A 25,061-nucleotide genomic window follows, 5' to 3' on the forward strand; every position below is an offset into this window, starting at 1 on the left:
TTAGGCGCTGTGCTTGGGGTCGTCGTTAGGGTCAGAGCGGGAAGTCTTGGTTACGTCGTCCCATTGATCCGCAGTCAGGACAGCCTCACTGCGACCAGTAAGGTTCTGCACGCGCACAAGACCAGACGGCAATTCGCCGCCCTTGTCGTCTTCGGGGGCGAACAGTGGCACGTACTTCCGCAGCCACTCATTCACGCCCGGGATCGCCATGACACGGGTGAAGACGCCGATGAGCACCACCACAACCGTGATCGAAACGTTCAGGGCAGCGAACAGCCATTCAGGCAGGTACACCCGGTACGGCTCGAGCTCTTCAACAACGATCTTGAGAGCCACATTCAGCAGCGGGAACAACGCCACAGCCGCCACAAGGACAGTCCGCAGCACAGCAGAACGCGGGTTACGCTCCTGAGTAGACAGGGCACGATGCTCAGCCATGGCCTAGTCCTCCTTGGTTACTGGGACGATTTCGAAGGTGGGCATGTTGTCCGCGATGGCCTTCTCAATTCGGTCATAGTCGATGACCACTGCCGCGCCGGACGCGGTGGCCGCCAGGATCTGCTGCAGGATGGCGCGGTCCGCCCGCTGATTCGCCTCGATCCGGGCGAGTGCCTGGGCGTTGAAAGCGAGCTGCCCGTAGGCGCTGGTCTTGTACTTGCCCCAGTCAATCTGAGGGTTCCACAGAGCATCGACAGGCATTTTCTCGATCTGCTGCTCAATGGACAGGCCGCCCTTCATTGCCGGGCCACCCTCCACCAACGCTTCCGGAGTGAACCGCAAGTAGCGTTCGTTGCTCATGCCTGCGGGGAGTTTGCTCATGATCTTTTCCTTTACGGGAGAGGGATGCCAAGGTTGACCAGCACCAACTGGTCTGCGGTGTAAACGGGAGTCGGCTTGGTGTCGCCGGCGTACTCGATGGAGTCATTGAGCTCCACAACGCGGACGGTCTCGATATCCTCGGACCAGCCGAGATAAGTGAGCGGCAGACCCCAGTAGGCGTAATACGCCATCAGGTCGGCAAGGTTCGGGTGATGGTGTGGCACCGTGGACGGGTCGGACGTCGAATAGATAGAGCCATTGGGGGCACGCAGCACCACGTGGCCCAGCGGTTCGTTAGCCATGAAGAACCACAGCGGCACCCACGCATTGGGGAAGTTATGGTCTTGGTGCTTGTACTGCGCGTTGGCCCATCCGGACGTAGCCGACGGGTACACGCCCGGGTAGATTCCGAACGCCTCCCGCACGTACTGAAGGCACCAGCCCGGCCTGCACGGAATGTTCGGATTCGGCATCCGTAGCTGACGAGTCATGATGTGTCTCCTTTGGGTGGGTCACTTTCAAGGTGCGGCCAAGGTCGGAGCGACTGCGGGGCCATGCCATGCTCGGTGCAGTCCCGGCGAAGCTGGGATGCGTATTCCTCAGTCAGCCTGCGGTTCCTAGCCTCACGGTCAGCACGCGCCTGCTCACGATCAGCACGGGCACGCTCCTTCTCCGCGTCCGCCCACGCCTCATTCCGCTGATCCTTCAACGTCGTGTTCCGGATCCGCTCCCGACCAGCAGAACCACTCAGGTACTTGACGCCACCGTTGATCAGGGCCAGCAGCGCAGCACCACCGCCACCAGCCCCAACAAGCGTCACGATCAGTTGGGTTGTGTCCATGGGTGGCCTACTTTTCAGGGTCGTAGGCGTAATGCCGTATTTTCACCAGACGGGCAGCGAAAGCGAGAATCGAGAAAGCAATAAAGCAGAGCGAGGCCATACGAAGACTCAGCTGAGTTACGGGCGCGGCTGCCATCGTGACCCCATAGATACTGACTGCTGTCATGCACATCAGGGTTGCCGCACGTTCCAGCCACCAAATGCCCGGCAAGACAGAGAACGAGCCGAGGGCGCCACCCGCGAGTAGCAGGATGCCCCAGAACGTGAACAGGCCCGTTCCCAGGCTTGATGCGACGTTCCTTGGCGGGTCTGTTGCCACGAACATGCCGAGTAGCCCCATGGCCAGATAAGCGAAGAAATAGATCACGGACAGGGCCCGCGGCTCTTGGACCTTCAGCCAAATCTCGTGCAGGGTGGATTTCACGCTCATACGTTCCACCCCAGTCCGCCGAGTTGGAAGACCATCTTGCCGACCGTCTGCGGTGGGACGCCGGACTGGAAGCTGATCTTGATTTCACCCGAGGTGTTCACTCGCAGGTCGCACTGATACGCGTTGACCAGCAACGGGGTGAGCGGTTCGCTCTTTTCCTTGGGCGCGAACTCCGCAGGCACAGTAGCCAACGTGTACTCAGTCAAAGGCTTGGCAGGGTCCCGAGTGTCGTAATGGATGGTGACCTTATTCGACAAGCCACCCTGCAAAGAGACACGCTTCCCGATCCTGGACACCGCGGCATCCTTGACCGGGTTACCCATCCACGTCCCCATCTGCCGATACACATTCGAATCAAAACCAAGCGTCACAGGCCCACGGAGGACACCGCCAACACTCACCCAGTCCGGCATATCGTTGTCGATCAGGACATACTGCCACTGCTCAGAACCAACAGTGACCATCGCGCCCACCCGCGCCAGATAAGCCAACGCGTTGATGTCCTTAGCGAACACCCCACCACTGGCCGCCCAACAACGAATATCCACAATCGGGCCGGGCTGTGACTGGTTCTCAACAATCGGCACCAACGCAATGGGCTGTTCATCGATCGTTCCCGGACCAGCCTGGCGTGACCCCGAAATGGCTTTCGTGGATCCGCCCGGGATGACAACGAACTTCGACAAACCAGCCGAGGGAGTCCAATCACGGCGGACAGCAACAGTGTCCCAACGAGTACCAGAAGCGGACGGCGTAAACTGCAGCGTCTCGTTCTCCGTCGTCGTGTCCGTGACACCACAACCCCAGCCAACACCGGCCGAGATGGACACAGTACGGGTAGCGCCGGCAACAATGGACACCTTCCAGTCATCCGCGCCAGCCACCCCATACTTGGCCGAACCAATATACGGGTGAGCGTTCGCCCACGCACCCTCCCCATAAGGCTTCTCCGGAGTCGTGTCATAACCGCGAGAAATGAATTCAACAGGCATCAGCGACGCTCCTGATTCCGCACACCCTTAGCAAGGGCGGCAATACGCTGCGCGAACATGCGCGCAGGCTGGTTAGTGAGTTCTCCGATGGCCGGATTGATCTGGGCGTAATCCTTCGACACCCAATTGAGGGTGACTTCGCGGATGGTCTCCGTGATGATGAGCCCGTTGCCGAGATCCACGGGGACACGGTCGCCGACATGGAACCCGTCCGGGCCGCCGTACTGGAAGATGCCAGTTCCGACAAGGTCGAGTGCCAGGCCGTTCTTGGGGCCGTTCTCGTCCAAGGTTTCCCGGCCACGTGCATCCAGAACCGAATCAGTGTTGTCATCCCGGGCATCCCGGAACGCCTCACCACACACTCCGTACTGGTCTTCGCGTTCGGTATCAATGAGTTGGCGGAACTTCCGAGCCACACCCTCGCCCTGGCCGCCAATCACAACGCGGGATACATCGGGTCTTGCCCTTGTCCACGAGGCCTTCTTCAGGGTTCGACCCTTCACCGACAGTTTCCGGGGGTACAGTTGGGGCTCGTAAACATCAAGGACCAGATCTGCGCCGACCTGCTTCACGGTCACGCCGATACCGGCCTTTTCAAGGGCCGGGAACATCTGGTCCGTGAGTGGGTGCATGCGGAGCGGCACGCCACCCGGGACTACAGCGCCACGGTGGAAGTTGGGCGCCACAGTCAACCCGGGGATTGCCGAGCGGTTCACACCGTTCTCCGCGACTGCCGTCTTGATGATCGTCTCAGCGTCCCCCGTGTACGTCCGGTACTCGGCTGCTGACTGGTCAATGAAGCCACCCACAGGTACCGCAGTCGGCACTTGCCAGCCCAGGATCTTCCGTAGAATGCGGAAGTCATCCTCCACGTTGAATGTCACATGTCCTGCGACTCCGTCTGATTCGCCCCCATCGGACACAATCGGGCCGGAGATCAGGTGACCACCCTTGAAGCTGACCTTCAACCGGGTGCCATCCTTCATTAGCTCTGACATCCGGATATGCGCCAACGGGACAGTGATGCCCATCGTGGCCACAAGGTTATGACGCACAGTCACCGACAACGCGGAAGGGTTACCGATCTGGCAGCGAAACAACCGGTCCTTGTCATACACGCCAATCCGGAAGATACTCACCAAGCCCTCCTGAACAACGTAGGCAGAAGAGCCTCAACCACGCCCGAACCAGTCAGAGACAAGGAAAGCTTCACCTTCGAACCAGCCGGGATCGGCGCGAAATCAGCCTCACCAAGGTCCGCCGAACGATCCACCGGGTTCACCATGTCCAAACCAAGCACACGCTCAGACGGCTTCTTACCCTCAGACCCCGGAACAATGTCGTACATCGTCGCCCCGATCAGATCAGGATCCGAATGAATCAACAGACACTTACCCGCCGGCACATTGAACGGCACCTCAACCACAAGCCCGCCAACACCAACCGCAGCCGCCGTTGTCTCACCATCAATGAACCACTGAGCATAAGACTCAACATCGCCAGGGTTATCCATAGTCGCCGTCGAAACATCCGCACCAGAACCGATATTGAACATGTGCGGCCCAGTCGGCTCGAAGAACGGCTGATACTCCGCGTTCTTCCAAGACCTAACAACCGGGTCACCCTCCCAAAACGGCTGCTCAGCAACGAACGTGATCCCGTACGACTGCCAGCCGTGCTTCATCGGGTCATATGTCACCGTGTGGTCGCCGTCGCTCCGGAAACGCAACCGCATCCGCCGTTTCGTGCTATCCGGCAACGTGATCTCCCAGACGCCCGTGTCGTCAGGGTCCATGCCCTGCCAGAACGCCCGGTCACGCAGCACCCAAGCGGCGGAGCTCTCATCACTGAAGATGTGAACCGGCCAAAAAGCTTCACGGTCAAGCACCGAGTTGCCCTCATGCCGTGACCCAGCAACAGCCGGGGACGACGTAGCATGACGCTCCGTGGCGATAGAGCCAAGACCACGCACGCCCGGCATCAGGAACAACCCCGATGCCGGGCTAGTCAGCGGCCACGTCACACCCTTCGCGGTCCACGTCATAGCCGCACCCTTCCAAGGGCTAGCGGCCGGCGCTGGAGGCCGGTAAGGCGTCGCATAACTGATACCCATGAGACTCCTTGCCTAGTGGTAGACCGCCATTGCGTCGAGCTCCGAAGTCCGCAGAATCCTCGCGAGCTCGTTCTCATCGCGGACATGCACAGGGCCGTTGAAGTTGACCCCGCCGCGGCCGCCCGCAGACGCCAAGCTGTGGATGTCGTTCCACTGCTGCGGGTTGAGGATGTACTCCGGCTTGCGGGTGCGGTTCACAACCTGCGACAACCCGGGAGGCAGGATGCCGCCCTGATCATGCAGATACGGGAGGCCTGTGGCGCCCATGTTGTCCTTGCCGCTTTGACCGGTGACGAAATCAACGGCTCCGTCCAGGATCTTCTTGCCAGCCCCGATAGCGAGGTCAGCGAACATCCCAGCACCCGGGAATGCCTTCTTGAACTGGTCAACAAGGCCATCCACGATGCCAGCGATGGGGTTGAAGCCGCCATCCCCACCAGCACCACCTCCCGCCAGATACTCCGCCGGGTTCCGGTAATTCGGCCACCCACCGTTCAGCACCATGTAGTGCAAGTGCGGGCCGGTGGAGTTGCCTGTAGAGCCGACTTCGCCGATCTTGGAACCGCCCGTGACCATTTGGCCCAGCTTCACCGCGAACGACGACAAGTGGGCGTACCACGTCTGCAACCCGTTCGGGTGATCGATATGGATCTCATTACCGCCGCCATACGATGACCAGCCAGCAGAAGACACACGGCCAGGACCAGCAGCCCGGATAGGCGTGCCGGTCCCCGCAGCGAAGTCCATGCCGTTGTGACCGCCATGGAACGGCTGCGAAACAACGCTCCCCGGGAGTGGGTGTACAAGGCCACCAGTGAAGTAGCCCTTAGCCTTGCGGAGCGCTTCCACGACACCGACACCGCCCCAGCGGGATATGTCATCTTGCGACCACACAACCTCGCCGGCGTGCACGATACCGGCCGGCTTGTACTTCCCGCCCGGGCCCGTGTAACCGCCGTTAGCGAATCCGTTGAGCGAAACGTCAGGAAGCTTTGGGAGTTGAAGGAAAGAGCCAATCCCGTTCAGCCCTGCAATTAGGCCCTTATTGATGACCGTGTCCACGACAAACTTCACCGGAGCTTTGGCGATGTCTTGGATTTTGTCCCAGTGCGTCTTGATGAAATTCACGCCATCTTCGAAGGCTTTCGGGATGGTTTTCGTGATGGCATCGCTGAGGAAGTCGAACACCGGCTTGATGGTGTTCTCCCACACCCACTTGATAATCGCGCCAATAGCCTCGAATTGAGGCTTGATCACGTTCTGGTACAGCCAGTTGAATGCCGGCCCCAGAACGTTGTTCACGAACCACACAACACCGTCGAAGATCGGCTTCACGATGAAGTTCCACCACGTTGAAATCAGTGCCCCGATGAACCCAAAAACGGGTTGGAACACGTTCGTCCACAGCCACATAATGGCCGGGGCGATGACTCTCTGTATGACCGCTACGAGCGCGCTGAAAATCCACTCAGTGACAGTCCACCAAGCGCCAATCACGGCGCCGATGAACCCGAAGACCGGCTGAATGATGTTGAGCCACAGCCACTCGAACACAGCGCCGACGTTCCGGAAGACGGTGAGGATGACAGGCAACACATACGTCTGGAACCACGCCACAGTCCCGCCGATGAACGTCTGGATAGCGCCCCACACGTTCTGAACGATCTGCTGGCCAAGCTCCGTCTGAGTGAAGAACCAAACAAGCCCAGCCACCAAGGCCGCGATAGCGACGACAACGAGGCCAATAGGGTTCGCTGACATCGCAAGGTTAAGTGCTCGTTGCGCCGCAGTCTGGGCCCACATAGCGACTGTGGAAGCAACCGTGCTGACTCGCAACGCGGCAGATGCAAGAGCACCGCGCATCTGAGCTAAAACACCCGTATTTGCGGCTGCATTGTTAGAGCTCTGAGCAAGCGTGTTGGCGATAGTCGCCTGTGTCTGCTGGTTCTCCAACCGGATAGCGGCGATCCGCAGGATGTTGTTCAACGTGATGACAGGCGTCATCAGAAGTTGGGCCCCCTGCATCGCCAGCGTGCCGCTAGTCAGGGCACTCTGAGCTATACGCCACGCGATAAATCCGGCGACAATGGCAGGCATCCACGCGATGATCGTGTCAACGTGATCAGCGAGGAATGACAGCGCGCCCACGAGGACGTTCAGTGCCACGCCTGCCACCTTGGTCATAGCCGAACTGACCTCAGGGAGGATCTTGAAGAACTCCTGAAACGCCGGAGTCAGCGCCTGCAAAGAGTCGCCGATGCTCGCAAAAGCACCACCAGCCGTTCCGCCGGCCGTGCTCAATGAAGCAAAGAACCCTTCGACGGAGCTGAAGTCTAATTGCCTGGCAGCGTCCACCAGTTGGTGAGTGAAGTAAGCCGCCCGTTCCATGAAGCCTGGAAAGCCGGAAGATGTCACGTCTCCATCGTTCGCCCGCCATGCAGCGCCGAACGCGGACAGCCCGCCACGCATCTCAGTGAAGGTATCGATGAAGAAGGTACGGAGCCCGAACAGGAAGCCGACAAGGTCAGAATCTTCCTCGACGTTGAATGCTTCCCTGAACGCGGTTGTGAAGTCGCCCTTGATAAGGACATCATGCAAGCCCACGAGCTTGTCCGCGGCGGACTGCATCCACAGCCCGATAGCGACACCAGCAACCTTCGCTGTCGCTTCCAGCGGCTCCATCCATTTGATGAGCCCTTGGAAGAACTTAGTGAACATGGGGTACACGCCAGAGAGCAGGTTCGCGCCGATACGGCTAACCGAGGCCATGACGTTCTTGAAAGCGCCTTGGAGCGTATCGCCAGACTTAAGTGCTGCGCCGCCAAGGCCAGCATCCATTGCTTTCTGGAAGGTCTCGAAGTTGATCTTGCCCTCAGAAGCAAGTTTCAGCGTCTGCTCTGCGGTGGTACCCAATTCCTTGCCGAGCAACTGCACAATGGGAATGCCCGCGTCGTTGAGCTGGGCAATGACGTCACCCTGGACCTTGTTGGAAGACGCAACCTTGTTGAAAATGGCGCCCATATCAGACATGCCAACGCCGGCAATAGTTGCAGCATCGCCGGTCAGACGGAGCGTCCGCTCAAGTTCCTTGCCCGGCTTCACGCCAGCAGCCACGGCGCCAGCGGCAACGGTGGCCGCTTCATCCATCCCAAACGCGGTGCCTTTCACGGCGGCCATCGCGTCATTCATGATCGTTGTCACGGACTGCACATCGTGGCCCAGCCCTGACAGTTTGGCCTTGGCCTGCTCGATGGCTTGAAGCCGGCCGAACCCCTTCGTCAAAGCCACGCCAAGTCCGCTGATCGCTGCCCCACTGACAGCCAGAGCACCAACCTTTAGCGCACCGCCGAGACGCTGGCCCATGGTCTTGCCGGCCCTGTCGCCCTCGATAACTGCGATACTGTCAAGCTCTCGCCCAACGGCCTGCTGAGCGCCCTGAAAAGAGGGCTTGACCAATACTTCAGCTACGCCGATGACGGGCATGGGGCCTCCTATTGAGTTGTCACAGGTCCTCCGCGGAGAAACCAAACTGGCTGGCGAACTGCACAGCCCATTCACGCTCGGCAGCCTTCATGGCCGCCTGAATCTCAGACTTCGGGGTGGGGAACGGCTTAACATCGCCAGGCTTGCCACCGTTGACCTTGATAGTCGCCGCCGTTAGCACTTGGATGCCGTCTGCGATCCGGCTGAGAATGGACGCGTGGAGATCCCACTCAGCAGTGCGCGGCGCCCACGGTTCACTGTCTTTACCCTGATGCGCGGCTGCAATAGCCTTAGCGGCTTCAGGGTCATTCGCTATCGCCTCGTTGAGCCGGCTAGCGGCGGGCAGCCCGTCGATGTAATCGAGCAAGGCCACCCACCGGCCAGCGGCGTACCAAGCCGCAAGATCAACGCCATAAACCTGCATCAGGTCACAGCGGATCTCGCGGAGGTAGCGCTCTAGGAGCCCGCAGAGGCGTTGCCTTTTTCCGCGCTACCCAGAGAGCCCTGGAAGTGAGCCATGACCCGTTGGGTCAGCGCCTCATGTGTCCGCATCGGCAAATCTTCGGCAATGTACTTCTCGAAGTCAGCCGGGGACAGGATCTTCTTTAGGAGATCAAGGTCATCAGCTTCCCCGCGTTGCGTTGCCTCGTAGATCCCCAGAATTTCGGCACGCTCGGAGAGCTTGAAACCGAACGGATCCTTGAACGTGATCCGCTTGTTCTTCGACAGGACAACCGTGAAAGGTTCAGGCTTGGCGATCTCCTGTTCAAGGTCAGCGAGTACAAGATTGATCTTCGGGGTGTCAGTCATGGTGTTACCTCCGGGTGGTGGTGGTTTGGTTTACTTGCTGGGCGTGGTTGCGGGCTTGGCCGCGTCGGATTCCTTCACAGCGGCCGTCTTGGCCTTCTGCTCCGTGAACCCCTGGGAGCGAAGCTCAGCAGCTTCTCGGGGAACAGGCGTCTCAACGGCGTGCTGGCCGTCCTTGGAAATGAATCGGGGCATGATCTATCCCTCTCGTGCAATGCGGGTGGTTGGAAGGCTTGAAGCGGGCCGCGCCACTACCACCCGGAAAAGTGGCACGGCCCGCGGTCTATTGGTTACGGCGTGACTGCGGTGAAGCCCAGGACCGTCTTGTGCAGCACAGCACCAGTGCCGCCCATGTAATGGCGGACAGGCGTGCCGATCTCGTCATCCGTGAAGACATCGAACGTCAACGCGCTGGACACAGGATCGCTGGAACCCCACTTCTGGGAATCCGTCGAAGACAGCTTCACGCGGCCAAACCCCCGGCCGAAGATCCAGTTCTCAGCAGCCGGCCCGTCAGAGCCGATCACGAGCAACCGGTACTCCTGGCCAACGGGAAGGTCAGGCTCGTCAAAGACGATCTCGCCGGTGGCATTTTCCTGAGTCGTCGCGGTCAGGTCCGTGCCGTAGGTGAGCTCAAGCATGTGCTTGCGGCCGGACTCCAACGCGGTCACGGTCACCGAGCGGGCAACCTCTGTCACGTCGGAGCGGACAGCCCCGGCATAGCCGAGAGCGGCCACGTCTTCCTTGGACACGTCTCGGCCGAATTCCCAGCCGTCTGGTGTGACCATGCCGATGGGGAGGAACCCTGCGGCCTTCAGATCCACCAGCGCGCCGGCGCCGGTGAAAAGAGTGTCCGGAAGATCTACCGACGTCGGGGCAATGAAGCCGATGGCTCGCTGAATTTTGCGGATAAGAGCGCGCTCATCCGATTCCTGCTGAATTGTCTGGAATGTTGGCATGGCAATGAACCCCTTTCAAGGGCAATGTGAATTGTTTGTCCCCAGTAGGGGCTAGAGGGGGCGGGACGTGACCGTGAAAGTCGCCGTCGCCTTATTCAAGGTGTCCGAGGTGTACGGGACATCCTCGGGGACCTGGTCGGACTCGATGCTGTCCAAGTAGCCGTGATCTGTCTCAATGTCAGTGCCGCAAATGAAAGCTTTGATGGATTCCAGAGTGTTCACGGCTTGCGTGCCTGGTGCGTAGCATTCCAGCGTCACCCGGTCCACGCGGTCAATGAACCCTTGGGTGCCGCCGTTCGTGAACACCAGCACAACCGGGAAAGGTCCCTCAAGCGCTCCGTACTTATCAGCCGGCAAATGCCAGACCATCCGGACTGTTTGATCCAGATGCTCTGTGCCGTCCACAAGGTCAGTCAGGCACTCACGAACATCAGGGAAGACAAGACCATCAATCACCGGACACCGCCTTCATAGACGCCATCACACGGAGCAGAATCGAATCACGCGCATCCCTGAAATCCGGGTCAACCTCCCGAACCACAGCACCAGCACGCTTCTCGTTCTGCCAACCAACCGTGACAATCGCCGGTTTAGCCTCATACGTCCCACGGCCAACAGCCTCAGCATTCCCAGCCAGACGCTGACCAGCCTCAAGAGCAGCAGCCGCAACCTTCGGCGTCGAACCAAGTTCCCTCAGCCCCGCATCATCAGCCGAATAGCTCTTCGAACCGCGGAGCCTCCGCAGCGCCATCAGGGCCTCACCAACCCAACCTCAACACCAAGCGGCCACTCACCCGGCAAGCCATCAACAGACCACTCACCAGCCATCAGCGCGCCAACAGGGACACGCACACGATCCTTCGGGAGGAACGAGAAGCTTGGGTCAGGGTCGCGGTACAGAACCGCTGTGCTTGCGATCAGGTCCGCCCGGTCAGTGGGTTCCGACGTCGCCCGGGCCGCAATGATGCAGTCAGACACGGGAATCTCAGTCACCGGCAACGGGTTGCCCTTTGGGTCACGGCCGCCACCGCGCAACACGGTCACGTCGGTGAGCCAAGTCCTTGGGAAGCTGCTCACAATGCCCATGTCATGGCCCCCAAACGAGTTTGTACGGCGCGAGGATGTCCTTTTCGGACTGCAATAACGGCAGGCTGATAGGAGCCCCGCCAACTGTTGCGTATCCGACGCCCATGGGCCCTGTGTTCTGTCGCACGACGTTTCCCGGCGAGGTTGCAGCGCGGGCCGCGACCTCGGCGATAACGCCGGCCACATCCGGGGCGGACTCAAAGCCATGCAGAACAGTGACGCGAACGCTACCGTTCCGCTTAGACCAGCATCCGGACCTGCGCGTCAACACTCCCTTTTCGGAGACATCAACGTCAGCAAGGACATCAACCCCTTGGTCAGTGCAGGAGACAAGGCTCTTGACATGCCCGGACGGGATCAGGAGTGACCGCGTGCCAGAGCCGTCAAGGATCAGTTCCTCTTGGACTTCGGGGGTGATGTGCCATTCGCAGTAGCGGCGGACTTGGGCTGTGGCTGCATCCAGCCAGAACTGTGGGCCCTTGGGAAGGGAGCCGTCAGTCAGTTCCACGATGGGTGGTATTGGCATGGCAACTCCCTTCCTTTGTGGCTACTTCGCGGCCGGAGTAGATGCTTTGTTGGCTGGCTGCTTGGCTTTCTCGGACTCGGCAGCCTTGGCAGCTTCTTCCGCTTCCTTCTTTGCGGCCGCCGCTGCTGAGGCTGCCGCCTTCGCTTCTGCCTCTTCCTTAGCCTTGGCAGCTTCTTCGGACTTCTTGGGGTCCTCCGTGCCAGCCTTGCCAGGCTTGGCATCCTTGGGCGCTTTATCCAGCTGGACAGTATGCGGGATGCCGTTAATCAACACTTCGTAAACTTCCATGTCCCCTCCTCAGGGAAAGCGATGGTGGCGCGTGATGAACGCGCCACCATCAGCGAGTGCCTACAGGTTGGAAAGGGTGACCTTCACGAAAGCGGAAGGCTTACGGACGGCCAGAGCGATGCGCTCTTCTGCCCGGATGGAGATCCGGTTGTAGTTGAAGTCGTCCTCGTTGGAGTTCGTCGCTTCAACACGCACGCCGCCCTTGCGGTAAACGGTTGCGGCCTGCTTGCCGGCACCAACCAGCACCGTGCCCGCGGCGATTGCCGAGGTAACGATGGTGTTCTGGCCCCAGAGACCGGGCTGCTGCGGGATGCCACCGTTGCCGTACTGGCCGGTGAAGATACCGCCGCCGAAGTACTGGCCGTTGGCGTCCTTGGACAGGCGGAACTTCTGGTAATCCAGCGGGTTGATGGCCATGCCATCAACCGTCAGACCTGTGGCCGTCTGGACCTTCGTGATGCCACGGAAGACGGCGTCAGCGTTGTCCGCAGCAGCAGTGGACGCCTCAACCTGGACGCCGGAGCGGTTCAGGAGTCCGCGGAGCTGCGGGGCGGTGCCGTTGCCGTTGAGGAGCTGAGCTTCCTCGAACATGACCAGATCGTAGAGCAGTCGCCCGTTGATCTCGGAGACGAGGAACGGCAGGTCTTCTGCCATTTCGTCGTTGATCTTGACGCGGCCGGCGATCTTGGTCAGCGCGTCGTTGACCTGGTCGTAGGTGTAGTGAAGCTGCGGCTTGAGGCCACCTTCAGCTACGGCCGAGAACGCGCCTTCCTTCAGCGCTTCCACGTAGTACGTGATGGACGCAGCGGTCAGGGTGCCGCTGCCCAGCCAGGAAGCCACTGTCGGGCGTTCACGGAAGCCCTGCACCACAGTCTCATCGATCTGTGCGTGCAGTGCGCCGCCGTCAGCGCGGGCGTGGGAGTCCGTTGCAGCCTTGTATTCGGACGTGCCGAACGAGAAGCGCTCGGAGCTACCCTTGACCTTGGCGAGCTGTTCGCCGAAGCCCTTGACGGCGTGCTCACCCAGGGACTTTGCTGCGGTGGTCTGGGCGGGGGTCTGCTTGACCTCCGGGCCGGTGCCGATGGTGTCCAGCAGCGCCGAAGCTTCCTCGGCAGCCTTGATCTGGATATCAAGGCCCTTGACCTCTTCAACCAGACCGTTGATCTTGGTGACCTCGTCAGCGGTCAGGTCGCGCTCTGCGGCCTTCGCGCCTTCAGCGATTGCGCGTGCAGCTTTAGCCGCAGTCTCGCGCTGTGCTTTCAAATTCATGGCATCTCCTTTAGATGTCGAGTAGTGAAAGGTTTGCGAGTGCTACGTCAGGGTTGCCGTTACGCGCCTTGACCTCCGTGCGGTCCTCACCCTTGGCCGTTTCCAGCTCCTCAGGCTTGCCACTCTTCGGTTCCTCGTCGCTGACTTCCGATTCGTCAGACTCTTTGGTGGACTCCAAAATCTCGTTCAGCGCATCCCGCGCCGCGACGATCTTGGACTCCGTTTTGGCCGATATTGCACGGCCAAGCTTCAGGCTCAGGTGCAGGTCATTGCCCGTACCTGAGATTTCAACTGCCCCGCCCTTGACGGCCAGCAGTTCGGTTTCCTGGTTCGCGCCCACAGGGACAACAGACACCTCGTGGAGCTTCATCTTGCGGAGCTCGTAGTGGCCCTTGTAGTTCCCGTCAGCGTCCTTCTCATCAACCCACGCACCCTCAAGCACGTCATAGGCGAAGGACATCTGAGAGACGCGGCCATCCTTGATCAGCCGGTGGACCTGCTGGCCCTTGGCAGTCTCAAGATCAAGCTGGACCTTCACGAACAAACCGTGATCGTCCTCGTAGGCTTCGACGGTCTTGCCGATGTTCATGTCCGGGTCCTGCATCTGGTGAGACCAGTACGCCGGAACGCCAGCGCCCTTCTCGCCATACGCGGCCAGGGACTCAGCGAATGCGCCCTTCACGACGACGTCACCGTAAGAGTCCTTGTTGCCGAACACTGAGGCGTACCCGGTGAACTGCCCCTCTTCCAAGCCGTCATCGACGCCGGCGGCCTTGATGGTCACGGGGCTGGTTTTCAGCTTCACGGTTACTCCTCAATGCCTTCAAGATCGGGCTTTATGATTCCTTGGTCGAGACGCGCAACGAGCTCCATGGGAGTCACGCCCTCGTCATGCCAGATGGCGTTTACTTTGGCGTTGAGGTGAGATGCCAATTTCTCGGCGCCAGGAACTCCTGCCGCAGTCAGGTCCGCAGTCAGCTCCCGGTCCCAGCGCTCGGTTTCCCAGCCTTTGCCAGGGACCACTGCCTGTTGACGTATGAGCGTCTTGCGCCACACCTCGGCAATGACCTTTGGTTCAGCCTCAACAACAGGCTCACCACCGTCCTGGGGTGAAGCTTGCCCGCCCACAAGGACGTTCAGCGGCGTGATGATCTCGTCACCGCCATCAATTGGGGCCAAGTTGCGGATCCTGCGGGCCTCGTTACGGGTCATCCACGGTCCACCCACGGAAGCTGACATGATGGCCGCCTGCTCCTCGAAGGAACCCCGCAGCTTCTCCTCAACGTTGAACTCCACAAATTCGCCCTCGGCGGCACCAATCAGCGGCAGAACAAACGCGTTCAGCCTGGCCTCAATGAGACGCAGAATCGGGCCAAGAGTGTTCGTGTAGAGGCTCTTGTTGAACTCCCGCACATTCGAGTAGTTGGCCGAGTCCAGAACACCGACCATCGTCGGGTTTACCTGGTAGACCTGCGCCACGGTTTCGAGCGAGAGCTTGACCGAATCGGACCACTGCTCATCAGCGGAAGCGAAGCCAACACGCTTGAGCTCCATGCCGTCTTCCATGAGCGGAGAACCGCCGGCACGTTCACCCTTGTCACCGGTGAACGCCTCGAACATCTCACTGAAGCGCTTGCGTGCAGTCCCGTCCCAAGACGGGGCATCCTTCGGGCGGGAAATGTACGTCCCCACCCGGCCGTTACGTTTCCACAACTGCTTGCGGTGGACGCGAGCGTGGTGCTGCTCCTCGAGGATCAAGCGCAGCGCCTCTACAGGCGAAGAAGCCGTGAACGGCGACAAAGCATTCCACCCAGGGAAGACAACCATCTGATCGGCCTGGACCTTGATGTACTTGTCAGTGAACGGCGGTGACACAGTCCATTCGCGGATCTCGAACTCAACAGGATCCCCGGGAGTCACCCAATCCGGTGGGACTGGCTGAATCTGCTTGCCGGCAACACCGTCAGTCCGCGACAAAATGAGCCAGTAGGCCACATCATGCAGAGAGCTGGTAGCAACCAAGTCATAAACCAGCTCCGGGCCAGTCATGTGCGTGTTGGGCTTCTTCAGAACCCCATGCGCCACAGAACCGCGGACCCGCACATTCTGCTCACCCTCAGCCTTGAACATATGCAGACCAAGCTGCGCGCAGTTACGGGCGCGGAAGTCAATCACCGTCCGAAGATGCGGCTGAGAAGCCCACATCGCCGCGGGGCTCATTCCCTCCACACTGTTCGCGTCACCATTACCGTGCAACAGAAAAGTTCCAGTGTGCTCGGAATCAATGCGGAACGTCTGCTTAGACGGATAGCCGCCAAGGATGGCTCTGGTGATGGAGTTCAGGAATCCCACGTACTCACCACCATTTCTCGTAATCATCGCCATAGGCCGTCTGAGTGACAGCACCGTTTTTGAACATCTCCAAGCCCCACAGCGCGAACGTCACAGCGCACAAAGGCGCGACATCCACGGGAGACTTAGCCCGGTTCCACACCCAGACTTCCTGCAAAGGTTTCTTGACCGCGTCAGCGGCCGCCAGCGTCAACGTGCCCTGGTCGCGGAAGCGAATGGACTTACCCACAACACGGTCGTTGAACTGGCCGTGAGCGCTGCCAAGGTCATTGCCTTGGCATTCAGTCACTTCAATGTCAGCGAGACGAAGGAACTCGATCAGAGATGAGGCAGGAGCACCACGTCCCTGCACGATCACCGCGTCAGGAGTAAACGCCAGCTTGTTCTTGACCGCATCCACAACCCACTCAGTGCCGGGCCGCTTCATAATGACCTCACAGTGAGGCAACCCATCATCACGCCAACCAGCAACAGCCAGATACGTGTACGCCCGGTTATGGGAAGTGTCAATCGTCAAGACCCGCGGGGAATCCTTCGCGATCCGCGACTCCGGATCAACACAGGCCTCAAACACGCCAGGACCAAACGGGCCCTCAGCAGCAAGCGCAACCCACTGGCAAAGGTTCTCAGTACGGAAAACATGCTCAGGCACACCCTCAGCCGTACCGACACCAACGAGAGCAGCCTTAGACGCAAGCATCGCCTCAGTGACGTACGCGATGCCGTTCTCATCCTCGTAACCCATGGAGGGGTTAGCCTGAGCCCAGCCGTCACGGTCCCAAATATCGCAGTCGTCAGGGGCGGACCACTCAAAAAGGCCCATCGTCGTATCGTGCGAGTTCGCGAACTCCTCAATGGAGGAGATCCCAGACTCGACGTACTTTTCCCAGTCCGCGATACGGTCAAGACCCTGCTTGCGGAGACCGCGCAGCACATCAGACTTGGACGTGCCAGCATTCGAAACCGCAATGATCTGTGAAGAGAAGCGGGCGTTCGTGGTGTTCGTCAACGCGGACCAAGATTCCCAGTCGCGCTGCTGGCGGAGCTCATCAAAGGCAAGGTCTGTCACGGACAGGCCACGGCCGCCGTCATCGGATGCCGCCTCGCACTTGTAGCGCGTCCCGTTCGTCAGCTCGAGGTATTTGTTGCCGTTCACGTTGGACTTGTGGGCAATGTACTTCCGGCCGGCGGAACGCTGCAGCGCCTTAGCGGAAAGGTCCAGGATCTCTTCGGCGGCATTCAACTTGTGAGCGGCGCCAAGGATCAAAGCAGGTTCAGCCTCAGGGCCATCCCACATCATCATCCGCCACAACAGACGAGTGGACATGATGAAGCTCTTGCCGTTCTGACGGCTCACCAACAGCAACACAGTCTTGAACCGCAGCACCGGGAAATCGTCAGTCGAGAAGGAACCAAGGGCCAGCTCAAGGGAGTGGATCAGGAACCACTCTTGCCAAGGATGCAGATGCCGGCCTGCGATGCGGGCAGACTCAATAGCCTCAAACCCCAGAGAAGTCTCCGGCGTCAACTCACGCAACGGCTGAGTCCACAACCTCGGCTCAGTCTTACCCAGCCTGGGCGCGCTTGCCTCGCTTCGCTTTGAGTTCGTCAATCGGGTCAACCTCCGCAGCGGCCTTGGCCGGCATCTTGGAAGGCGTCAACTGCAGCGCCTCGCAATACCTCAGATACGTCGGAATCGACGTGTTGTCATGCAGGGGGATCGGCAACTTAGCGCCGTCTTCCCGACCCTCCATAGCCGCCTCAACCACGGCATCCCAACCATCAATCTTCCGGGCCAGCGCAAGAACAGCAGCCACAGGGCCAGCGCTCAAATCAGCGTCTAAGGCCCCAGAAGCGATAGCCTGCGCCACAGATCTCTCAGTGGCCTCATAGACGCTCACGCTGCCTCCTCAAGGGCCTGCTACACGCGCACGCGTGCGCGACCCCCTCTCAGAAGAACGGGGGGAGAGGACAGGAGCGGCGAGGACCTGTCCGGGGTGTGGGGGCGCCGGTGATTTGACCGCCCCCTCTGCCCCTATGTGAACCATTGCTCACTGGGTTCTCCGAGGTCGGCGTCTGGCATGCGGTTTGATCTGCGGTTGTTGCAGAGCGAGTGGCTGTGGCGGAAGTTTGCGGGGTCTTCTGCGTGTTGCGGGTGTGTGCTGCGTGGGTAGAGGTGATCGAGTTCCCATGCTTGCTCGTCGGGCCATGCGAGGGTGTAGTCGATGTCCATGCCGCAGAGCCAGCAGGGTTCGTTGTTGTCTTGCCCTTGTCCACGGAAGTCGAGGCGTTGCTTGCGGTAGCGGCGTGAGGTTTGCCCATCACCCATCGCATACCTCCTGCTGTTTGCTACGGCTTCAACAAGCGGACAGTGCCAATGCGTTGCCGAGTTTGGCTACTTGTTCGCCTGCGTTGGCCATGGTGGCTGGCGTGTCTAGGACCACGCGGATCTCGTTGCTGCGGGCGTCTGGCTTGGCGTTGACCACAAGATCGAAGTCGATAGTGCCAACCTCAATGGGTTCGCTATCGCCTAATTGGATGAGTACCTTGGCTTCCATTGCGCGCTCCTTCTGAAGTCATTAGTGCCAGACGGCGGCAGGTGCACCGAACCGCCGCCCAGCGTTGCCGTCTCGTCTCCCGGGATCGGCGCCGGGCCGGACCGTTGGACGGTCAAGTGTTTGAGTTGGTGATCTACTTTGCGAGGCCGCGGTCCTCAATGGTTTAGTCGGCGTGCGTTTCGATCAGTGGAGTAGTGCGGATTCGAACCGCTGCTTTGCCGCCACGAATGCGCCTTCGTGTTGCTGCTCCCGTTGAGCGTCTACCCCTTGCGCCGGCGTCGTCACGACGAGCGGCTGTGCGCTTGACCCTGCGCGGGAGATGCTGACCTCCTGGGGGAAGAGGACAAACAAAAAAGGTCCCACCGTGTGGTGGAACCTGTGTGTGGAGCCAGCTGTGCCGTGCTCTACCCACACTTTAACAGCTTCTACAACGCTCGGCAATCACATGCGATCACCGGCTATCACGTGTCATTTCCTTCCTATGCGTTGCCAGACGTCGATGACTTCGGATGGGTGGTAGGTGGGTTGGCCGTCGTTGCTGGCTGCTCGGAGGTGTCCGTCTCGTACCCAGTCGCGGATCCGTTGGCTGATGAGGTGGACTCCTGCTTTCTCTCGGAGCCATGGGAGTAGTTGCCGTGTGGGCATGGGTTGGAGGTCTGCTTGTTTGAGTTTGGCTTTGTTGGCTGCGTGGTCCACCATCTCCGCTTCAGGGCCGGACACCAAGAGTTCGGCTTTGGTTACCCAGTCTTGGATGAGCCATGCCAACCCTGCTGCCCGTTCGTCATGGGCGTAGTCCTTGGCGCTTGTCCCGACGCTCTTGAGGTTCTCTTGTAGCTGCAGGGCGTCGAGGTTTAGTGGTGCGGCTGATCCTGGTTTGCCGCCGCCGTTCCAGCCGCCTCCTACGGGCCGTACGTGGTCTAGTTTGGCGATGGTGACCGTGAGTGCCGTGATGAGGGTGGGGACCTTGTCTAGCCATGCTTGCAGGTCCCGTACGCATTGCGGGCAGAGGTAGGTGTCTGTGTGGTTGAGGCAGCCGTCCGTGGTGCACTCATGGCTCATGGTTTACCGCCTCGGTAGTCGAGTGGGAATTCTTCGCCACAGAGGGTGCACTTCCAGCCTTTGTGGACGTCCAACTCAAGGTGGTGGTGGTGTTCTTGCTCGGTCATTTTGTCCTCCTTGGGTTGCATCCATGGTGTGGTTGCTGTGCCGCGTGGGTTGGTCCATGCGCGGGATCCGCAGCCGGGTTGTCCGTTTGCTGTGAGGTCGCATGTGACTAGTTCGTAGTGTTTTTCGTCCCAGCCCCAGGCGATGACGGTTTGGCCCCAGTGTTGGCAGTCGCCTTGGTATGGCTGGACTGGTATGGGTCCTTTGCCTTGGAACCAACGGATAGCGCCGTGCGTGGTGTCCGAGATGTGCGGGGCGGTCATCGGTCCTCGCTAAAGACGTCGGTCTTGTGGCCGGTGTCTGCTTCGTGGGCGTCGGCACGGTCGTTGATGCGGTGTTCGACTCGGCCGCTGGCTTGGTAGGTGCAGACTTGGCATTCGACTACCCAGAGTTCGTCTTCGTCGTCATAGCACGGCATGGGGCGTCTCCTTTGCGGTGATGGTGATGTCCATTCCGGGCACGTCGGTTGCCCAGACTTTTTTGACATCCCAATGAACGATCCGTGCGTCATCCGTGATGACCTTTGACTTCGTGAGGGCATCGCCTACAGCCCTCATGAGCTTGTCTGAGTCAGGCGGTCCTGCTGGGTAGTCGGGGAACTTGGTTGTCGCCGGTTTGCGTAGCCTGATTTCGCCGCTGACTTTCACGGCGCCATCGATGGTCTCCCAGTTGGGTCCGGCCGCTAACCGTGCCGCTGCTTCGACAGCTTCACGCCAGGCGGGTAGCTTCTCGTCCATCTCCACCAGGACAACCTTCTTGCCTCGGATGAAGGCTTTCTTGCTGCCTTGGGTGGCGGGTGCACCATGGGCGATGATCCTGAGCGGGTTCATTGGTCCTCGTTCCATGTGGCGGTGATGGTGAGTGCCTTCTTGCCGGTTGCATCCCGGGTTTCGGTGATGGTGACGTCAGCGGCGGGTGGGATGGCTTGGATGACCTCGGGCAGCACACCGGCGATTGCTCCGCGCATGAAGTGCATGGCAGGTGGGTATTCGACCAGCATTCGACGCTTCTGACTCATCGTCCGCCCCATTTCCGGCGGTCTTTCAGGAGGCTGGGATCATGCGGGAGGTTCTTCGCTGGCTGGTTGAGGAAGTTGTTGAAGTCCTCCGCCTGAGTGGCCATTCGATTGAAGAAGTCAACGACCGGCTTCATAGCCTCTGCAAGAGCGTTCTGCAGGTGGGTGATGTTGCCGCGTTGGTGGCGGTGCATGCCTTCTATGGCTCGGAACTGGTCTACGGCTTCGATGCGTTCGTTGCATGGCTCGCAGGTATACACCCAGCGTGCTTTGCCTTCTTTGCGGATCATCGGTTGTCTTCTTTCTCGGCGAGGATGAGCTCTTCGGGCCCGTACCAGACGGGGGTGGCGGCTAGGCCGGTGATCGCGAAGGGGAGCCAGGGTTGGCTTTTGTCAATGGTGGTGACGCGGCCGACTTGATCGAACCAGCGGCTCTTGTCGTTGATCACCCGGACGGACTCGCCCAGTCGGAACTTCATCAGAACTTCTTTCCGTGCATGGGTTCGCGGGTGCTGTTGTATGCGAGTTTTTCTTGAATGATCTGGCCGAGGTTGAAGCCGTTTGATCCTGCGAAGTCGAAGCAGCGGATTACGATGTCCGCGATTTCGGACGGGACGCCTTCGGGCTTCTTCAACTTCCCCTCGTTGTCCTGGTCAATTAGCTGTTGGGCCTTTTGCACGCCGACTTCCGCGACGAGCGAGTGGGGGAGCTTCCACGAGTTGTAGTAGGTCTCGTTGGCTGCCCTGCCGCTGCGGATCTCTTCGAGGGCTTCAGCGACCTCGGAGACGATCAGCATGAGTCGGTTGCCGTTGTAGATGGCGAGCTCTGCTGGGTCGGTTGGCTCGTTGTCGTGGAAGCCTTTGTCCTCGGAGTTCTGCCAGCAGGTGTTCTGCAGTGCTCCGAGGGACATGACGGTGATGTTGTTGATGGTGGTCATTGCGTTCTCCTTGGGTATGACTAAGCCCCAGCGTTTGCCGGGGCTTCGGGTATGGGTTCTTGCTCGGTGGGTGGGCTCAGGGCATCGGGCCCGGATCGAGGCCGCCTAGTTGCTCACGAGGCAGGCTTTGGAGCGGGTAGCGGGACAAAGCCGTGGACTCGGGGGCATTCATCAACACCCCGGGGAGTCTGCCAACCTTTCTCCTTGGCAAGCTTTCGGGCGTGGGCTACGCGCTGGATCTTCGTAAAGGTCTTGCCTGTGACCGGGTGGTGCGGGTCAAATCGAATGTCAATGACTCGGTCGCACGCTTCTCCGGTTGTCCGTATGCACTCGCACTCAATGGTTACTAGGGCCTGCTTTCCGGTCTTGTTTTCGGTAATCATTGCTCGTTCTCGCTTTCGTGGGTGGGTGGTGGTTCTGCTTTACGGTCGGCGGCACAGCAGATGCAGTTGTGGGCGTACTGCCCGATGTGCAGGCTGCATGGAGGTGGTTTCGGCAGGATGGCTTTGATGGTGTCTGGCCAGAAGCGTTGGTCGATGAAGATGGCGCCGGGTGTTTCGACTTTGGGGTCACGGGCTGCGTTGACTGCGGCCACCGTGATGTCAGCGAACTGGGCGGGGTGTTGCGCGTTTTTCTCTAGGAGTTTGAGCATTGCCGGGGTGGACCAGCGTGGCCTGAGCTCATGGAGTAGGGTGGCCAGCGCTTTGGCCTGGTTTTCGGTGATCAATGTTGGGTCCTTCCTTCAATCAAATGTCCCGGTGGCTCGCGTAACTTACTGGACGATTGATTGAGAACTTTCACCCCCTTCTTTAAGAGCCAACCGAAAAAAGAAGGTGAGTTACTAATGGTTAAATGGTGCTTAGATTCCGCTTAGATTTTTGGTAAGCAAAACGTAAGCGCCCGCTTAAGCCGCCGCTTAGATTTCGCTTAGCTCTTCGGGCTCATGTTCGGGTGGTTCAGCGCCAGGGCAAAGAGCGCAATTCGGGTCGATGCGGCCCTTGTTCACGTGATGCCTAGTGTGTGCTGACTTGAGGCCTCCACGTTGCCCGCGCTCCTTCTGTTCGGCTCGGTAGCGTGCTATTTCCTCGGCCGAGTTCTGATGCTTCAGGTAGTCGTGCAAGGCGTACGTCCCATCAGGCAAAGCAACTACCAGACCGGCAGTGATGAGCTCCTTCTTGGCCTTGGTGCCTTTGGCCAGCAGATCCCCATCGCTCACAAGTCCGTCTCGTGTTTCTTCGTTCGCAAGAGCTATCAAGGTCACGTGAAGCCTGAAGGCGGCATCTGACAACCCCCGGATCTTCCGATGTCTCGGGTACTCATTCGTCATCGTGAAGTATGGGCGTTTGTCCTTCGCCACGGCTTACTCCTTTCTTGGTGGTTCGCTCATGCCGATTTCCTTAGCGCGCCCCAGTGGTCAACGCGTGCGGTGCGTAGGTTTCGGATGTGTTCGGCGCGTTGTTCGGTGGTCCATGCGGTGCCTGGGTAATGGCGTTCGATGGTTTCGTGGGTGGTGCCGTGGGTGCGGGCGATTTCGGCGTGTGACCAGCCGTCTTGGAGGGCGGCTTCGATTGCTGCGAGCTTTTCGGGGGTGAGCATTCGGGGGTGTGTGATGCCGAGTTGTTTGCGTATTTGGTTGATGGAGCTGGTTGAGCAGCAGAGTTGTTCGGCGATTTGTTCGGCTGTGCGGCCTTGCTCAGTGAGTTGTCGGACTTTGTCACGGTCGATTGTTTTGTGTCGTCCGGAGCCTGGGCTTGGTTTGCCGTGGCGGTCGTCGGTGCAGGCTTCCCGGGTTGCTTGTTGAAGTCGTTGGTTTGTCATCGTTCTTCCTTGGGGTAGTTGAATGGGCGTTTCGGTGTGCGTTGTCGTTGGGCGCGCATGACGTTGTTGATGGCTTGGTCTTCGGTGGGGCGGCGGACTGTGCGGCGTGCGCGTTCGTTGGCTTCGTCTTGCTTGTCCGCGATGACGTGGTGTTCGCAGCCGTGGTTGAGACAGAGGCCGTGTGGGCCGCGGCATAGAAAGCAGCAAGCGGTGGACGTCGCCCGGGTCATGCGGCTGCTGGTGTAGCGAGGGCTTCGACGTTCGCGGGGTTGTAACCGCCCCAGTGCTCGTCGCCGCTGGTGTAGGTGACCGGGGCTTGTGCGTAGTTGAGGGACTTGACGAACTCGAACGCTGCAGGGTCCTGGCTGACGTCAACCTTGTGGAACGGGATGTCGTGCTTCTCGAGCTTCTTAGCCATGGCGTTGCATTGGACGCAGCGCGGCTTGGAGAAGAGGATGACGGAGACTTGGTGCTGGGCGATGAGTTGTTGAGCGATGTTCAATGGGGTCCTTTCGGTGCGGCGCCCGGCTGTGATGACCGGGCGCCGCGGGGCATCAAAAAAGCCGCTCACTGGCGGCTTGAGTTAGTTACTGTTGGTTACTGCGTCACAGTCAGAGCGTGCGCATTCTTTTACGGACGATGAACCGATGACCGGTCCACCAAAGCCATGTGTCCCATCCATGCCATCCACGCCGGCAAAGCCAGGCTTTCATTTGCGGAGGCGGGGGACGTCAATGGCAAGCGGCTGGTCTGACTGGATGTAGTCCAGGCTGGTCTCAACCATGACGTCATCCGTGGTGAAGAAGAAGATGCCCGGGTCGCCAGCACCATACGTGCCGTCATCCTTCGCAGAGTCCACAACGTTCGGGGCGCTGTGGGCGTAAAGGATCTCGCTTTCCGGTCCTATCTGGGATCCGTTGGAACTAATCTTGCCCTTGGTGACGTAGTAGCCGACGATCTGGCCGAAGTTCATCAGGTACAGGTAGCGGATGGAGTCGGGGTCTTCCTCGCGGGCCCGCTTCTTTTCGAGGTTCTTCTTCTCCAGTGAGTCTTTGATCTGTGCTGCCTGCTGGGCGGCTTTGCGTTCCTGGTTCTCGGTGCCGGTGCAGCCTGTGAGTGCGAGGCCGGCGACGAGGGCGAGTGCTGCTGCTTTTGCGATGGTCTTCATGGTGTCTCCTACTTGCAGTCGAATGCGGGGGCGGTTGTGTCGATCTGGTACGGGAGATCGATGGACTTGAAGTCTTCGGACAGGAACTTGCGGGACTCGGCGTTGTACTCGGCGACGAGACCGATGCATCCGGACTGGACGCCGGCGTGCTGCTGCTGAAGGGTCAGATCGTTCGGGTTGACCTTCAGGCGCTCGGCGGCGAGCTCAGTCTTCTTGTCCGCGGACTGGATGCTTTGGTGGAGCTCTTCGAACTTGGCTTGTGCGCGGGTCCAGTTCTCGGCGCTGTTCTTGGTCTTGATGGCGTCACCCTGACCTTTCGGCCCGGACACTGCGACGCTGATTGCCCAGCCTGCCCATCCGATGAGGGTGATGCCGACGATGACGCCGACGATGGCAAGGACTGTTTTGGTGGTCTGCTTCATGTTTCTCCTTGGGTG

The 25,061-nt window shown here is 59.7% G+C and carries 39 protein-coding genes; 1 reads left to right on the plus strand and 38 read right to left on the minus strand.

All coding sequences use genetic code 11. The features are described from left to right. The 35 genes from AC0J5Z_RS10400 to AC0J5Z_RS10570 all read right to left on the minus strand — a co-directional run bounded on the left by AC0J5Z_RS10400 (position 1) and on the right by AC0J5Z_RS10570 (position 23,456). Positions 1-438 (minus strand): hypothetical protein, encoded by a 438-nt coding sequence (locus AC0J5Z_RS10400; protein ID WP_475039036.1) that lies wholly within the window; start codon positions 436-438, stop codon positions 1-3. A 3-nt stretch (positions 439-441) separates the two neighbouring features. Beyond that, entirely contained in the window at positions 442-819 is a 378-nt protein-coding gene (locus AC0J5Z_RS10405; protein ID WP_475039039.1) for a hypothetical protein, read from the minus strand. 11 nt (positions 820-830) lie between these two features. After that, positions 831-1,310, minus strand: a complete 480-nt coding sequence (locus AC0J5Z_RS10410) for a hypothetical protein (RefSeq protein WP_475039044.1) — start codon at positions 1,308-1,310, stop codon at positions 831-833. Then, positions 1,307-1,660: a hypothetical protein gene (locus AC0J5Z_RS10415; RefSeq protein ID WP_475039048.1), complete on the minus strand. Its 354-nt coding sequence runs from the start codon at positions 1,658-1,660 to the stop codon at positions 1,307-1,309. Before AC0J5Z_RS10415 ends, AC0J5Z_RS10410 begins: the two co-directional genes overlap by 4 nt. 7 nt (positions 1,661-1,667) lie before the next feature. Further along, the gene (locus AC0J5Z_RS10420; RefSeq protein ID WP_475039053.1) at positions 1,668-2,090 is read right to left on the minus strand and encodes a hypothetical protein; all 423 of its coding nucleotides are present in this window, start codon (positions 2,088-2,090) and stop codon (positions 1,668-1,670) included. Then, the gene (locus AC0J5Z_RS10425; protein WP_475039058.1) at positions 2,087-3,082 is read right to left on the minus strand and encodes a hypothetical protein; all 996 of its coding nucleotides are present in this window, start codon (positions 3,080-3,082) and stop codon (positions 2,087-2,089) included. Before AC0J5Z_RS10425 ends, AC0J5Z_RS10420 begins: the two co-directional genes overlap by 4 nt. Continuing rightward, entirely contained in the window at positions 3,082-4,221 is a 1,140-nt protein-coding gene (locus tag AC0J5Z_RS10430) for a Gp37-like protein (protein WP_475039062.1), read from the minus strand. Before AC0J5Z_RS10430 ends, AC0J5Z_RS10425 begins: the two co-directional genes overlap by 1 nt. Beyond that, complete coding sequence (locus tag AC0J5Z_RS10435; RefSeq protein ID WP_475039066.1) at positions 4,218-4,970, minus strand: hypothetical protein; 753 nt, start codon at positions 4,968-4,970, stop codon at positions 4,218-4,220. Before AC0J5Z_RS10435 ends, AC0J5Z_RS10430 begins: the two co-directional genes overlap by 4 nt. Positions 4,971-5,207: 237 nt before the next feature. Next, positions 5,208-8,678 carry a peptidoglycan DD-metalloendopeptidase family protein gene (locus AC0J5Z_RS10440; protein WP_475039070.1) on the minus strand — a complete coding sequence of 1,157 codons (3,471 nt, stop codon included), beginning with the start codon at positions 8,676-8,678 and terminating at the stop codon, positions 5,208-5,210. A 19-nt stretch (positions 8,679-8,697) separates the two neighbouring features. Continuing rightward, complete coding sequence (locus tag AC0J5Z_RS10445; protein ID WP_475039075.1) at positions 8,698-9,102, minus strand: hypothetical protein; 405 nt, start codon at positions 9,100-9,102, stop codon at positions 8,698-8,700. Positions 9,103-9,134: 32 nt separating this feature from the next. After that, positions 9,135-9,488 (minus strand): hypothetical protein, encoded by a 354-nt coding sequence (locus tag AC0J5Z_RS10450; RefSeq protein WP_475039080.1) that lies wholly within the window; start codon positions 9,486-9,488, stop codon positions 9,135-9,137. Between the two features lie 30 nt (positions 9,489-9,518). Next, complete coding sequence (locus AC0J5Z_RS10455; protein ID WP_475039084.1) at positions 9,519-9,680, minus strand: hypothetical protein; 162 nt, start codon at positions 9,678-9,680, stop codon at positions 9,519-9,521. Positions 9,681-9,775: 95 nt separating this feature from the next. Continuing rightward, on the minus strand, positions 9,776-10,444 hold the full coding sequence (locus tag AC0J5Z_RS10460) for a hypothetical protein (protein WP_475039088.1): 669 nt from the start codon (positions 10,442-10,444) through the stop codon (positions 9,776-9,778). Positions 10,445-10,495: 51 nt separating this feature from the next. Then, the gene (locus tag AC0J5Z_RS10465) at positions 10,496-10,900 is read right to left on the minus strand and encodes a hypothetical protein (RefSeq protein WP_475039092.1); all 405 of its coding nucleotides are present in this window, start codon (positions 10,898-10,900) and stop codon (positions 10,496-10,498) included. Beyond that, positions 10,893-11,195 carry a hypothetical protein gene (locus AC0J5Z_RS10470; RefSeq protein WP_475039096.1) on the minus strand — a complete coding sequence of 101 codons (303 nt, stop codon included), beginning with the start codon at positions 11,193-11,195 and terminating at the stop codon, positions 10,893-10,895. The genes AC0J5Z_RS10465 and AC0J5Z_RS10470 overlap by 8 nt, the downstream gene beginning before the upstream one ends. Beyond that, the gene (locus AC0J5Z_RS10475; protein WP_475039100.1) at positions 11,195-11,530 is read right to left on the minus strand and encodes a hypothetical protein; all 336 of its coding nucleotides are present in this window, start codon (positions 11,528-11,530) and stop codon (positions 11,195-11,197) included. Before AC0J5Z_RS10475 ends, AC0J5Z_RS10470 begins: the two co-directional genes overlap by 1 nt. A 1-nt stretch (position 11,531) precedes the next feature. Beyond that, a complete protein-coding gene (locus AC0J5Z_RS10480) occupies positions 11,532-12,056 on the minus strand; it encodes a hypothetical protein (protein WP_475039103.1) in 525 nt (174 codons plus the stop codon). Between the two features lie 21 nt (positions 12,057-12,077). Further along, positions 12,078-12,344 carry a hypothetical protein gene (locus tag AC0J5Z_RS10485; RefSeq protein WP_475039106.1) on the minus strand — a complete coding sequence of 89 codons (267 nt, stop codon included), beginning with the start codon at positions 12,342-12,344 and terminating at the stop codon, positions 12,078-12,080. Between the two features lie 60 nt (positions 12,345-12,404). Continuing rightward, positions 12,405-13,613, minus strand: a complete 1,209-nt coding sequence (locus AC0J5Z_RS10490; protein ID WP_475039109.1) for a phage major capsid protein — start codon at positions 13,611-13,613, stop codon at positions 12,405-12,407. Positions 13,614-13,623: 10 nt separating this feature from the next. Beyond that, positions 13,624-14,418, minus strand: coding sequence for an HK97 family phage prohead protease (locus AC0J5Z_RS10495; protein WP_179018555.1), 795 nt, complete (start codon positions 14,416-14,418; stop codon positions 13,624-13,626). A gap of 2 nt (positions 14,419-14,420) precedes the next feature. Further along, on the minus strand, positions 14,421-15,992 hold the full coding sequence (locus tag AC0J5Z_RS10500; protein WP_475039112.1) for a phage portal protein: 1,572 nt from the start codon (positions 15,990-15,992) through the stop codon (positions 14,421-14,423). Further along, positions 15,970-17,502, minus strand: coding sequence for a hypothetical protein (locus AC0J5Z_RS10505; protein WP_475039115.1), 1,533 nt, complete (start codon positions 17,500-17,502; stop codon positions 15,970-15,972). The genes AC0J5Z_RS10500 and AC0J5Z_RS10505 overlap by 23 nt, the downstream gene beginning before the upstream one ends. A gap of 28 nt (positions 17,503-17,530) precedes the next feature. Then, positions 17,531-17,866 (minus strand): terminase small subunit, encoded by a 336-nt coding sequence (locus AC0J5Z_RS10510; RefSeq protein ID WP_475039117.1) that lies wholly within the window; start codon positions 17,864-17,866, stop codon positions 17,531-17,533. A gap of 134 nt (positions 17,867-18,000) precedes the next feature. Continuing rightward, complete coding sequence (locus tag AC0J5Z_RS10515; RefSeq protein WP_475039120.1) at positions 18,001-18,294, minus strand: hypothetical protein; 294 nt, start codon at positions 18,292-18,294, stop codon at positions 18,001-18,003. Between the two features lie 28 nt (positions 18,295-18,322). Further along, positions 18,323-18,523: a hypothetical protein gene (locus AC0J5Z_RS10520; protein ID WP_475039122.1), complete on the minus strand. Its 201-nt coding sequence runs from the start codon at positions 18,521-18,523 to the stop codon at positions 18,323-18,325. A gap of 468 nt (positions 18,524-18,991) precedes the next feature. Next, entirely contained in the window at positions 18,992-19,582 is a 591-nt protein-coding gene (locus AC0J5Z_RS10525; protein WP_475039125.1) for a hypothetical protein, read from the minus strand. A gap of 364 nt (positions 19,583-19,946) precedes the next feature. Then, positions 19,947-20,105, minus strand: a complete 159-nt coding sequence (locus tag AC0J5Z_RS10530) for a hypothetical protein (RefSeq protein WP_475039128.1) — start codon at positions 20,103-20,105, stop codon at positions 19,947-19,949. After that, positions 20,092-20,517, minus strand: coding sequence for a RusA family crossover junction endodeoxyribonuclease (locus tag AC0J5Z_RS10535; protein WP_475039131.1), 426 nt, complete (start codon positions 20,515-20,517; stop codon positions 20,092-20,094). Before AC0J5Z_RS10535 ends, AC0J5Z_RS10530 begins: the two co-directional genes overlap by 14 nt. After that, positions 20,514-20,705, minus strand: a complete 192-nt coding sequence (locus AC0J5Z_RS10540) for a hypothetical protein (protein ID WP_475039133.1) — start codon at positions 20,703-20,705, stop codon at positions 20,514-20,516. Before AC0J5Z_RS10540 ends, AC0J5Z_RS10535 begins: the two co-directional genes overlap by 4 nt. Then, entirely contained in the window at positions 20,702-20,992 is a 291-nt protein-coding gene (locus tag AC0J5Z_RS10545; protein WP_475039135.1) for a hypothetical protein, read from the minus strand. Before AC0J5Z_RS10545 ends, AC0J5Z_RS10540 begins: the two co-directional genes overlap by 4 nt. Next, positions 20,989-21,180: a hypothetical protein gene (locus tag AC0J5Z_RS10550; RefSeq protein WP_475039138.1), complete on the minus strand. Its 192-nt coding sequence runs from the start codon at positions 21,178-21,180 to the stop codon at positions 20,989-20,991. Before AC0J5Z_RS10550 ends, AC0J5Z_RS10545 begins: the two co-directional genes overlap by 4 nt. Then, positions 21,180-21,638 (minus strand): hypothetical protein, encoded by a 459-nt coding sequence (locus AC0J5Z_RS10555; RefSeq protein ID WP_475039141.1) that lies wholly within the window; start codon positions 21,636-21,638, stop codon positions 21,180-21,182. Before AC0J5Z_RS10555 ends, AC0J5Z_RS10550 begins: the two co-directional genes overlap by 1 nt. 379 nt (positions 21,639-22,017) lie before the next feature. Next, complete coding sequence (locus AC0J5Z_RS10560; RefSeq protein WP_475039144.1) at positions 22,018-22,365, minus strand: hypothetical protein; 348 nt, start codon at positions 22,363-22,365, stop codon at positions 22,018-22,020. Between the two features lie 189 nt (positions 22,366-22,554). Then, on the minus strand, positions 22,555-22,854 hold the full coding sequence (locus AC0J5Z_RS10565) for a hypothetical protein (RefSeq protein ID WP_475039146.1): 300 nt from the start codon (positions 22,852-22,854) through the stop codon (positions 22,555-22,557). 167 nt (positions 22,855-23,021) lie between these two features. Next, the gene (locus tag AC0J5Z_RS10570) at positions 23,022-23,456 is read right to left on the minus strand and encodes a hypothetical protein (RefSeq protein ID WP_475039148.1); all 435 of its coding nucleotides are present in this window, start codon (positions 23,454-23,456) and stop codon (positions 23,022-23,024) included. Between AC0J5Z_RS10570 and AC0J5Z_RS10575 the strand changes: the two genes are divergently transcribed. After that, entirely contained in the window at positions 23,450-23,653 is a 204-nt protein-coding gene (locus tag AC0J5Z_RS10575) for a hypothetical protein (RefSeq protein WP_475039150.1), read from the plus strand. The genes AC0J5Z_RS10570 and AC0J5Z_RS10575 overlap by 7 nt on opposite strands. A 29-nt stretch (positions 23,654-23,682) precedes the next feature. Here AC0J5Z_RS10575 and AC0J5Z_RS10580 read toward each other — a convergent pair whose 3' ends face one another. The 3 genes from AC0J5Z_RS10580 to AC0J5Z_RS10590 all read right to left on the minus strand — a co-directional run bounded on the left by AC0J5Z_RS10580 (position 23,683) and on the right by AC0J5Z_RS10590 (position 25,046). After that, complete coding sequence (locus AC0J5Z_RS10580; RefSeq protein ID WP_475039152.1) at positions 23,683-23,958, minus strand: glutaredoxin domain-containing protein; 276 nt, start codon at positions 23,956-23,958, stop codon at positions 23,683-23,685. A gap of 207 nt (positions 23,959-24,165) precedes the next feature. Then, the gene (locus AC0J5Z_RS10585; protein WP_475039154.1) at positions 24,166-24,624 is read right to left on the minus strand and encodes a hypothetical protein; all 459 of its coding nucleotides are present in this window, start codon (positions 24,622-24,624) and stop codon (positions 24,166-24,168) included. Between the two features lie 8 nt (positions 24,625-24,632). Next, positions 24,633-25,046, minus strand: a complete 414-nt coding sequence (locus AC0J5Z_RS10590; protein ID WP_475039156.1) for a hypothetical protein — start codon at positions 25,044-25,046, stop codon at positions 24,633-24,635. Positions 25,047-25,061 lie beyond the last annotated feature (15 nt).

The sequence above is a fragment of the Paenarthrobacter sp. TRD_SC_7 genome, from assembly GCF_056156245.1.

Coding starts and splice junctions, on each gene's coding strand:
- AC0J5Z_RS10470 (WP_475039096.1), bottom strand. CDS start 11,195: ATGGCGCTGCGGAGGCTCCGCGGTTCGAAGAGCTATTCGGCTGATGAT.
- AC0J5Z_RS10535 (WP_475039131.1), bottom strand. CDS start 20,517: ATGAACCCGCTCAGGATCATCGCCCATGGTGCACCCGCCACCCAAGGC.
- AC0J5Z_RS10410 (WP_475039044.1), bottom strand. CDS start 1,310: ATGACTCGTCAGCTACGGATGCCGAATCCGAACATTCCGTGCAGGCCG.
- AC0J5Z_RS10460 (WP_475039088.1), bottom strand. CDS start 10,444: ATGCCAACATTCCAGACAATTCAGCAGGAATCGGATGAGCGCGCTCTT.
- AC0J5Z_RS10400 (WP_475039036.1), bottom strand. CDS start 438: ATGGCTGAGCATCGTGCCCTGTCTACTCAGGAGCGTAACCCGCGTTCT.
- AC0J5Z_RS10515 (WP_475039120.1), bottom strand. CDS start 18,294: ATGGGTGATGGGCAAACCTCACGCCGCTACCGCAAGCAACGCCTCGAC.
- AC0J5Z_RS10590 (WP_475039156.1), bottom strand. CDS start 25,046: ATGAAGCAGACCACCAAAACAGTCCTTGCCATCGTCGGCGTCATCGTC.
- AC0J5Z_RS10415 (WP_475039048.1), bottom strand. CDS start 1,660: ATGGACACAACCCAACTGATCGTGACGCTTGTTGGGGCTGGTGGCGGT.
- AC0J5Z_RS10450 (WP_475039080.1), bottom strand. CDS start 9,488: ATGACTGACACCCCGAAGATCAATCTTGTACTCGCTGACCTTGAACAG.
- AC0J5Z_RS10525 (WP_475039125.1), bottom strand. CDS start 19,582: ATGAGCCATGAGTGCACCACGGACGGCTGCCTCAACCACACAGACACC.
- AC0J5Z_RS10425 (WP_475039058.1), bottom strand. CDS start 3,082: ATGCCTGTTGAATTCATTTCTCGCGGTTATGACACGACTCCGGAGAAG.
- AC0J5Z_RS10555 (WP_475039141.1), bottom strand. CDS start 21,638: ATGACCACCATCAACAACATCACCGTCATGTCCCTCGGAGCACTGCAG.
- AC0J5Z_RS10440 (WP_475039070.1), bottom strand. CDS start 8,678: ATGCCCGTCATCGGCGTAGCTGAAGTATTGGTCAAGCCCTCTTTTCAG.
- AC0J5Z_RS10530 (WP_475039128.1), bottom strand. CDS start 20,105: ATGCCGTGCTATGACGACGAAGACGAACTCTGGGTAGTCGAATGCCAA.
- AC0J5Z_RS10550 (WP_475039138.1), bottom strand. CDS start 21,180: ATGAAGTTCCGACTGGGCGAGTCCGTCCGGGTGATCAACGACAAGAGC.
- AC0J5Z_RS10445 (WP_475039075.1), bottom strand. CDS start 9,102: ATGCAGGTTTATGGCGTTGATCTTGCGGCTTGGTACGCCGCTGGCCGG.
- AC0J5Z_RS10540 (WP_475039133.1), bottom strand. CDS start 20,705: ATGAGTCAGAAGCGTCGAATGCTGGTCGAATACCCACCTGCCATGCAC.
- AC0J5Z_RS10500 (WP_475039112.1), bottom strand. CDS start 15,992: ATGATTACGAGAAATGGTGGTGAGTACGTGGGATTCCTGAACTCCATC.
- AC0J5Z_RS10485 (WP_475039106.1), bottom strand. CDS start 12,344: ATGGAAGTTTACGAAGTGTTGATTAACGGCATCCCGCATACTGTCCAG.
- AC0J5Z_RS10405 (WP_475039039.1), bottom strand. CDS start 819: ATGAGCAAACTCCCCGCAGGCATGAGCAACGAACGCTACTTGCGGTTC.
- AC0J5Z_RS10545 (WP_475039135.1), bottom strand. CDS start 20,992: ATGATCCGCAAAGAAGGCAAAGCACGCTGGGTGTATACCTGCGAGCCA.
- AC0J5Z_RS10455 (WP_475039084.1), bottom strand. CDS start 9,680: ATGCCCCGATTCATTTCCAAGGACGGCCAGCACGCCGTTGAGACGCCT.
- AC0J5Z_RS10475 (WP_475039100.1), bottom strand. CDS start 11,530: ATGGGCATTGTGAGCAGCTTCCCAAGGACTTGGCTCACCGACGTGACC.
- AC0J5Z_RS10480 (WP_475039103.1), bottom strand. CDS start 12,056: ATGCCAATACCACCCATCGTGGAACTGACTGACGGCTCCCTTCCCAAG.
- AC0J5Z_RS10570 (WP_475039148.1), bottom strand. CDS start 23,456: ATGACAAACCAACGACTTCAACAAGCAACCCGGGAAGCCTGCACCGAC.
- AC0J5Z_RS10520 (WP_475039122.1), bottom strand. CDS start 18,523: ATGGAAGCCAAGGTACTCATCCAATTAGGCGATAGCGAACCCATTGAG.
- AC0J5Z_RS10585 (WP_475039154.1), bottom strand. CDS start 24,624: ATGAAGACCATCGCAAAAGCAGCAGCACTCGCCCTCGTCGCCGGCCTC.
- AC0J5Z_RS10490 (WP_475039109.1), bottom strand. CDS start 13,613: ATGAATTTGAAAGCACAGCGCGAGACTGCGGCTAAAGCTGCACGCGCA.
- AC0J5Z_RS10420 (WP_475039053.1), bottom strand. CDS start 2,090: ATGAGCGTGAAATCCACCCTGCACGAGATTTGGCTGAAGGTCCAAGAG.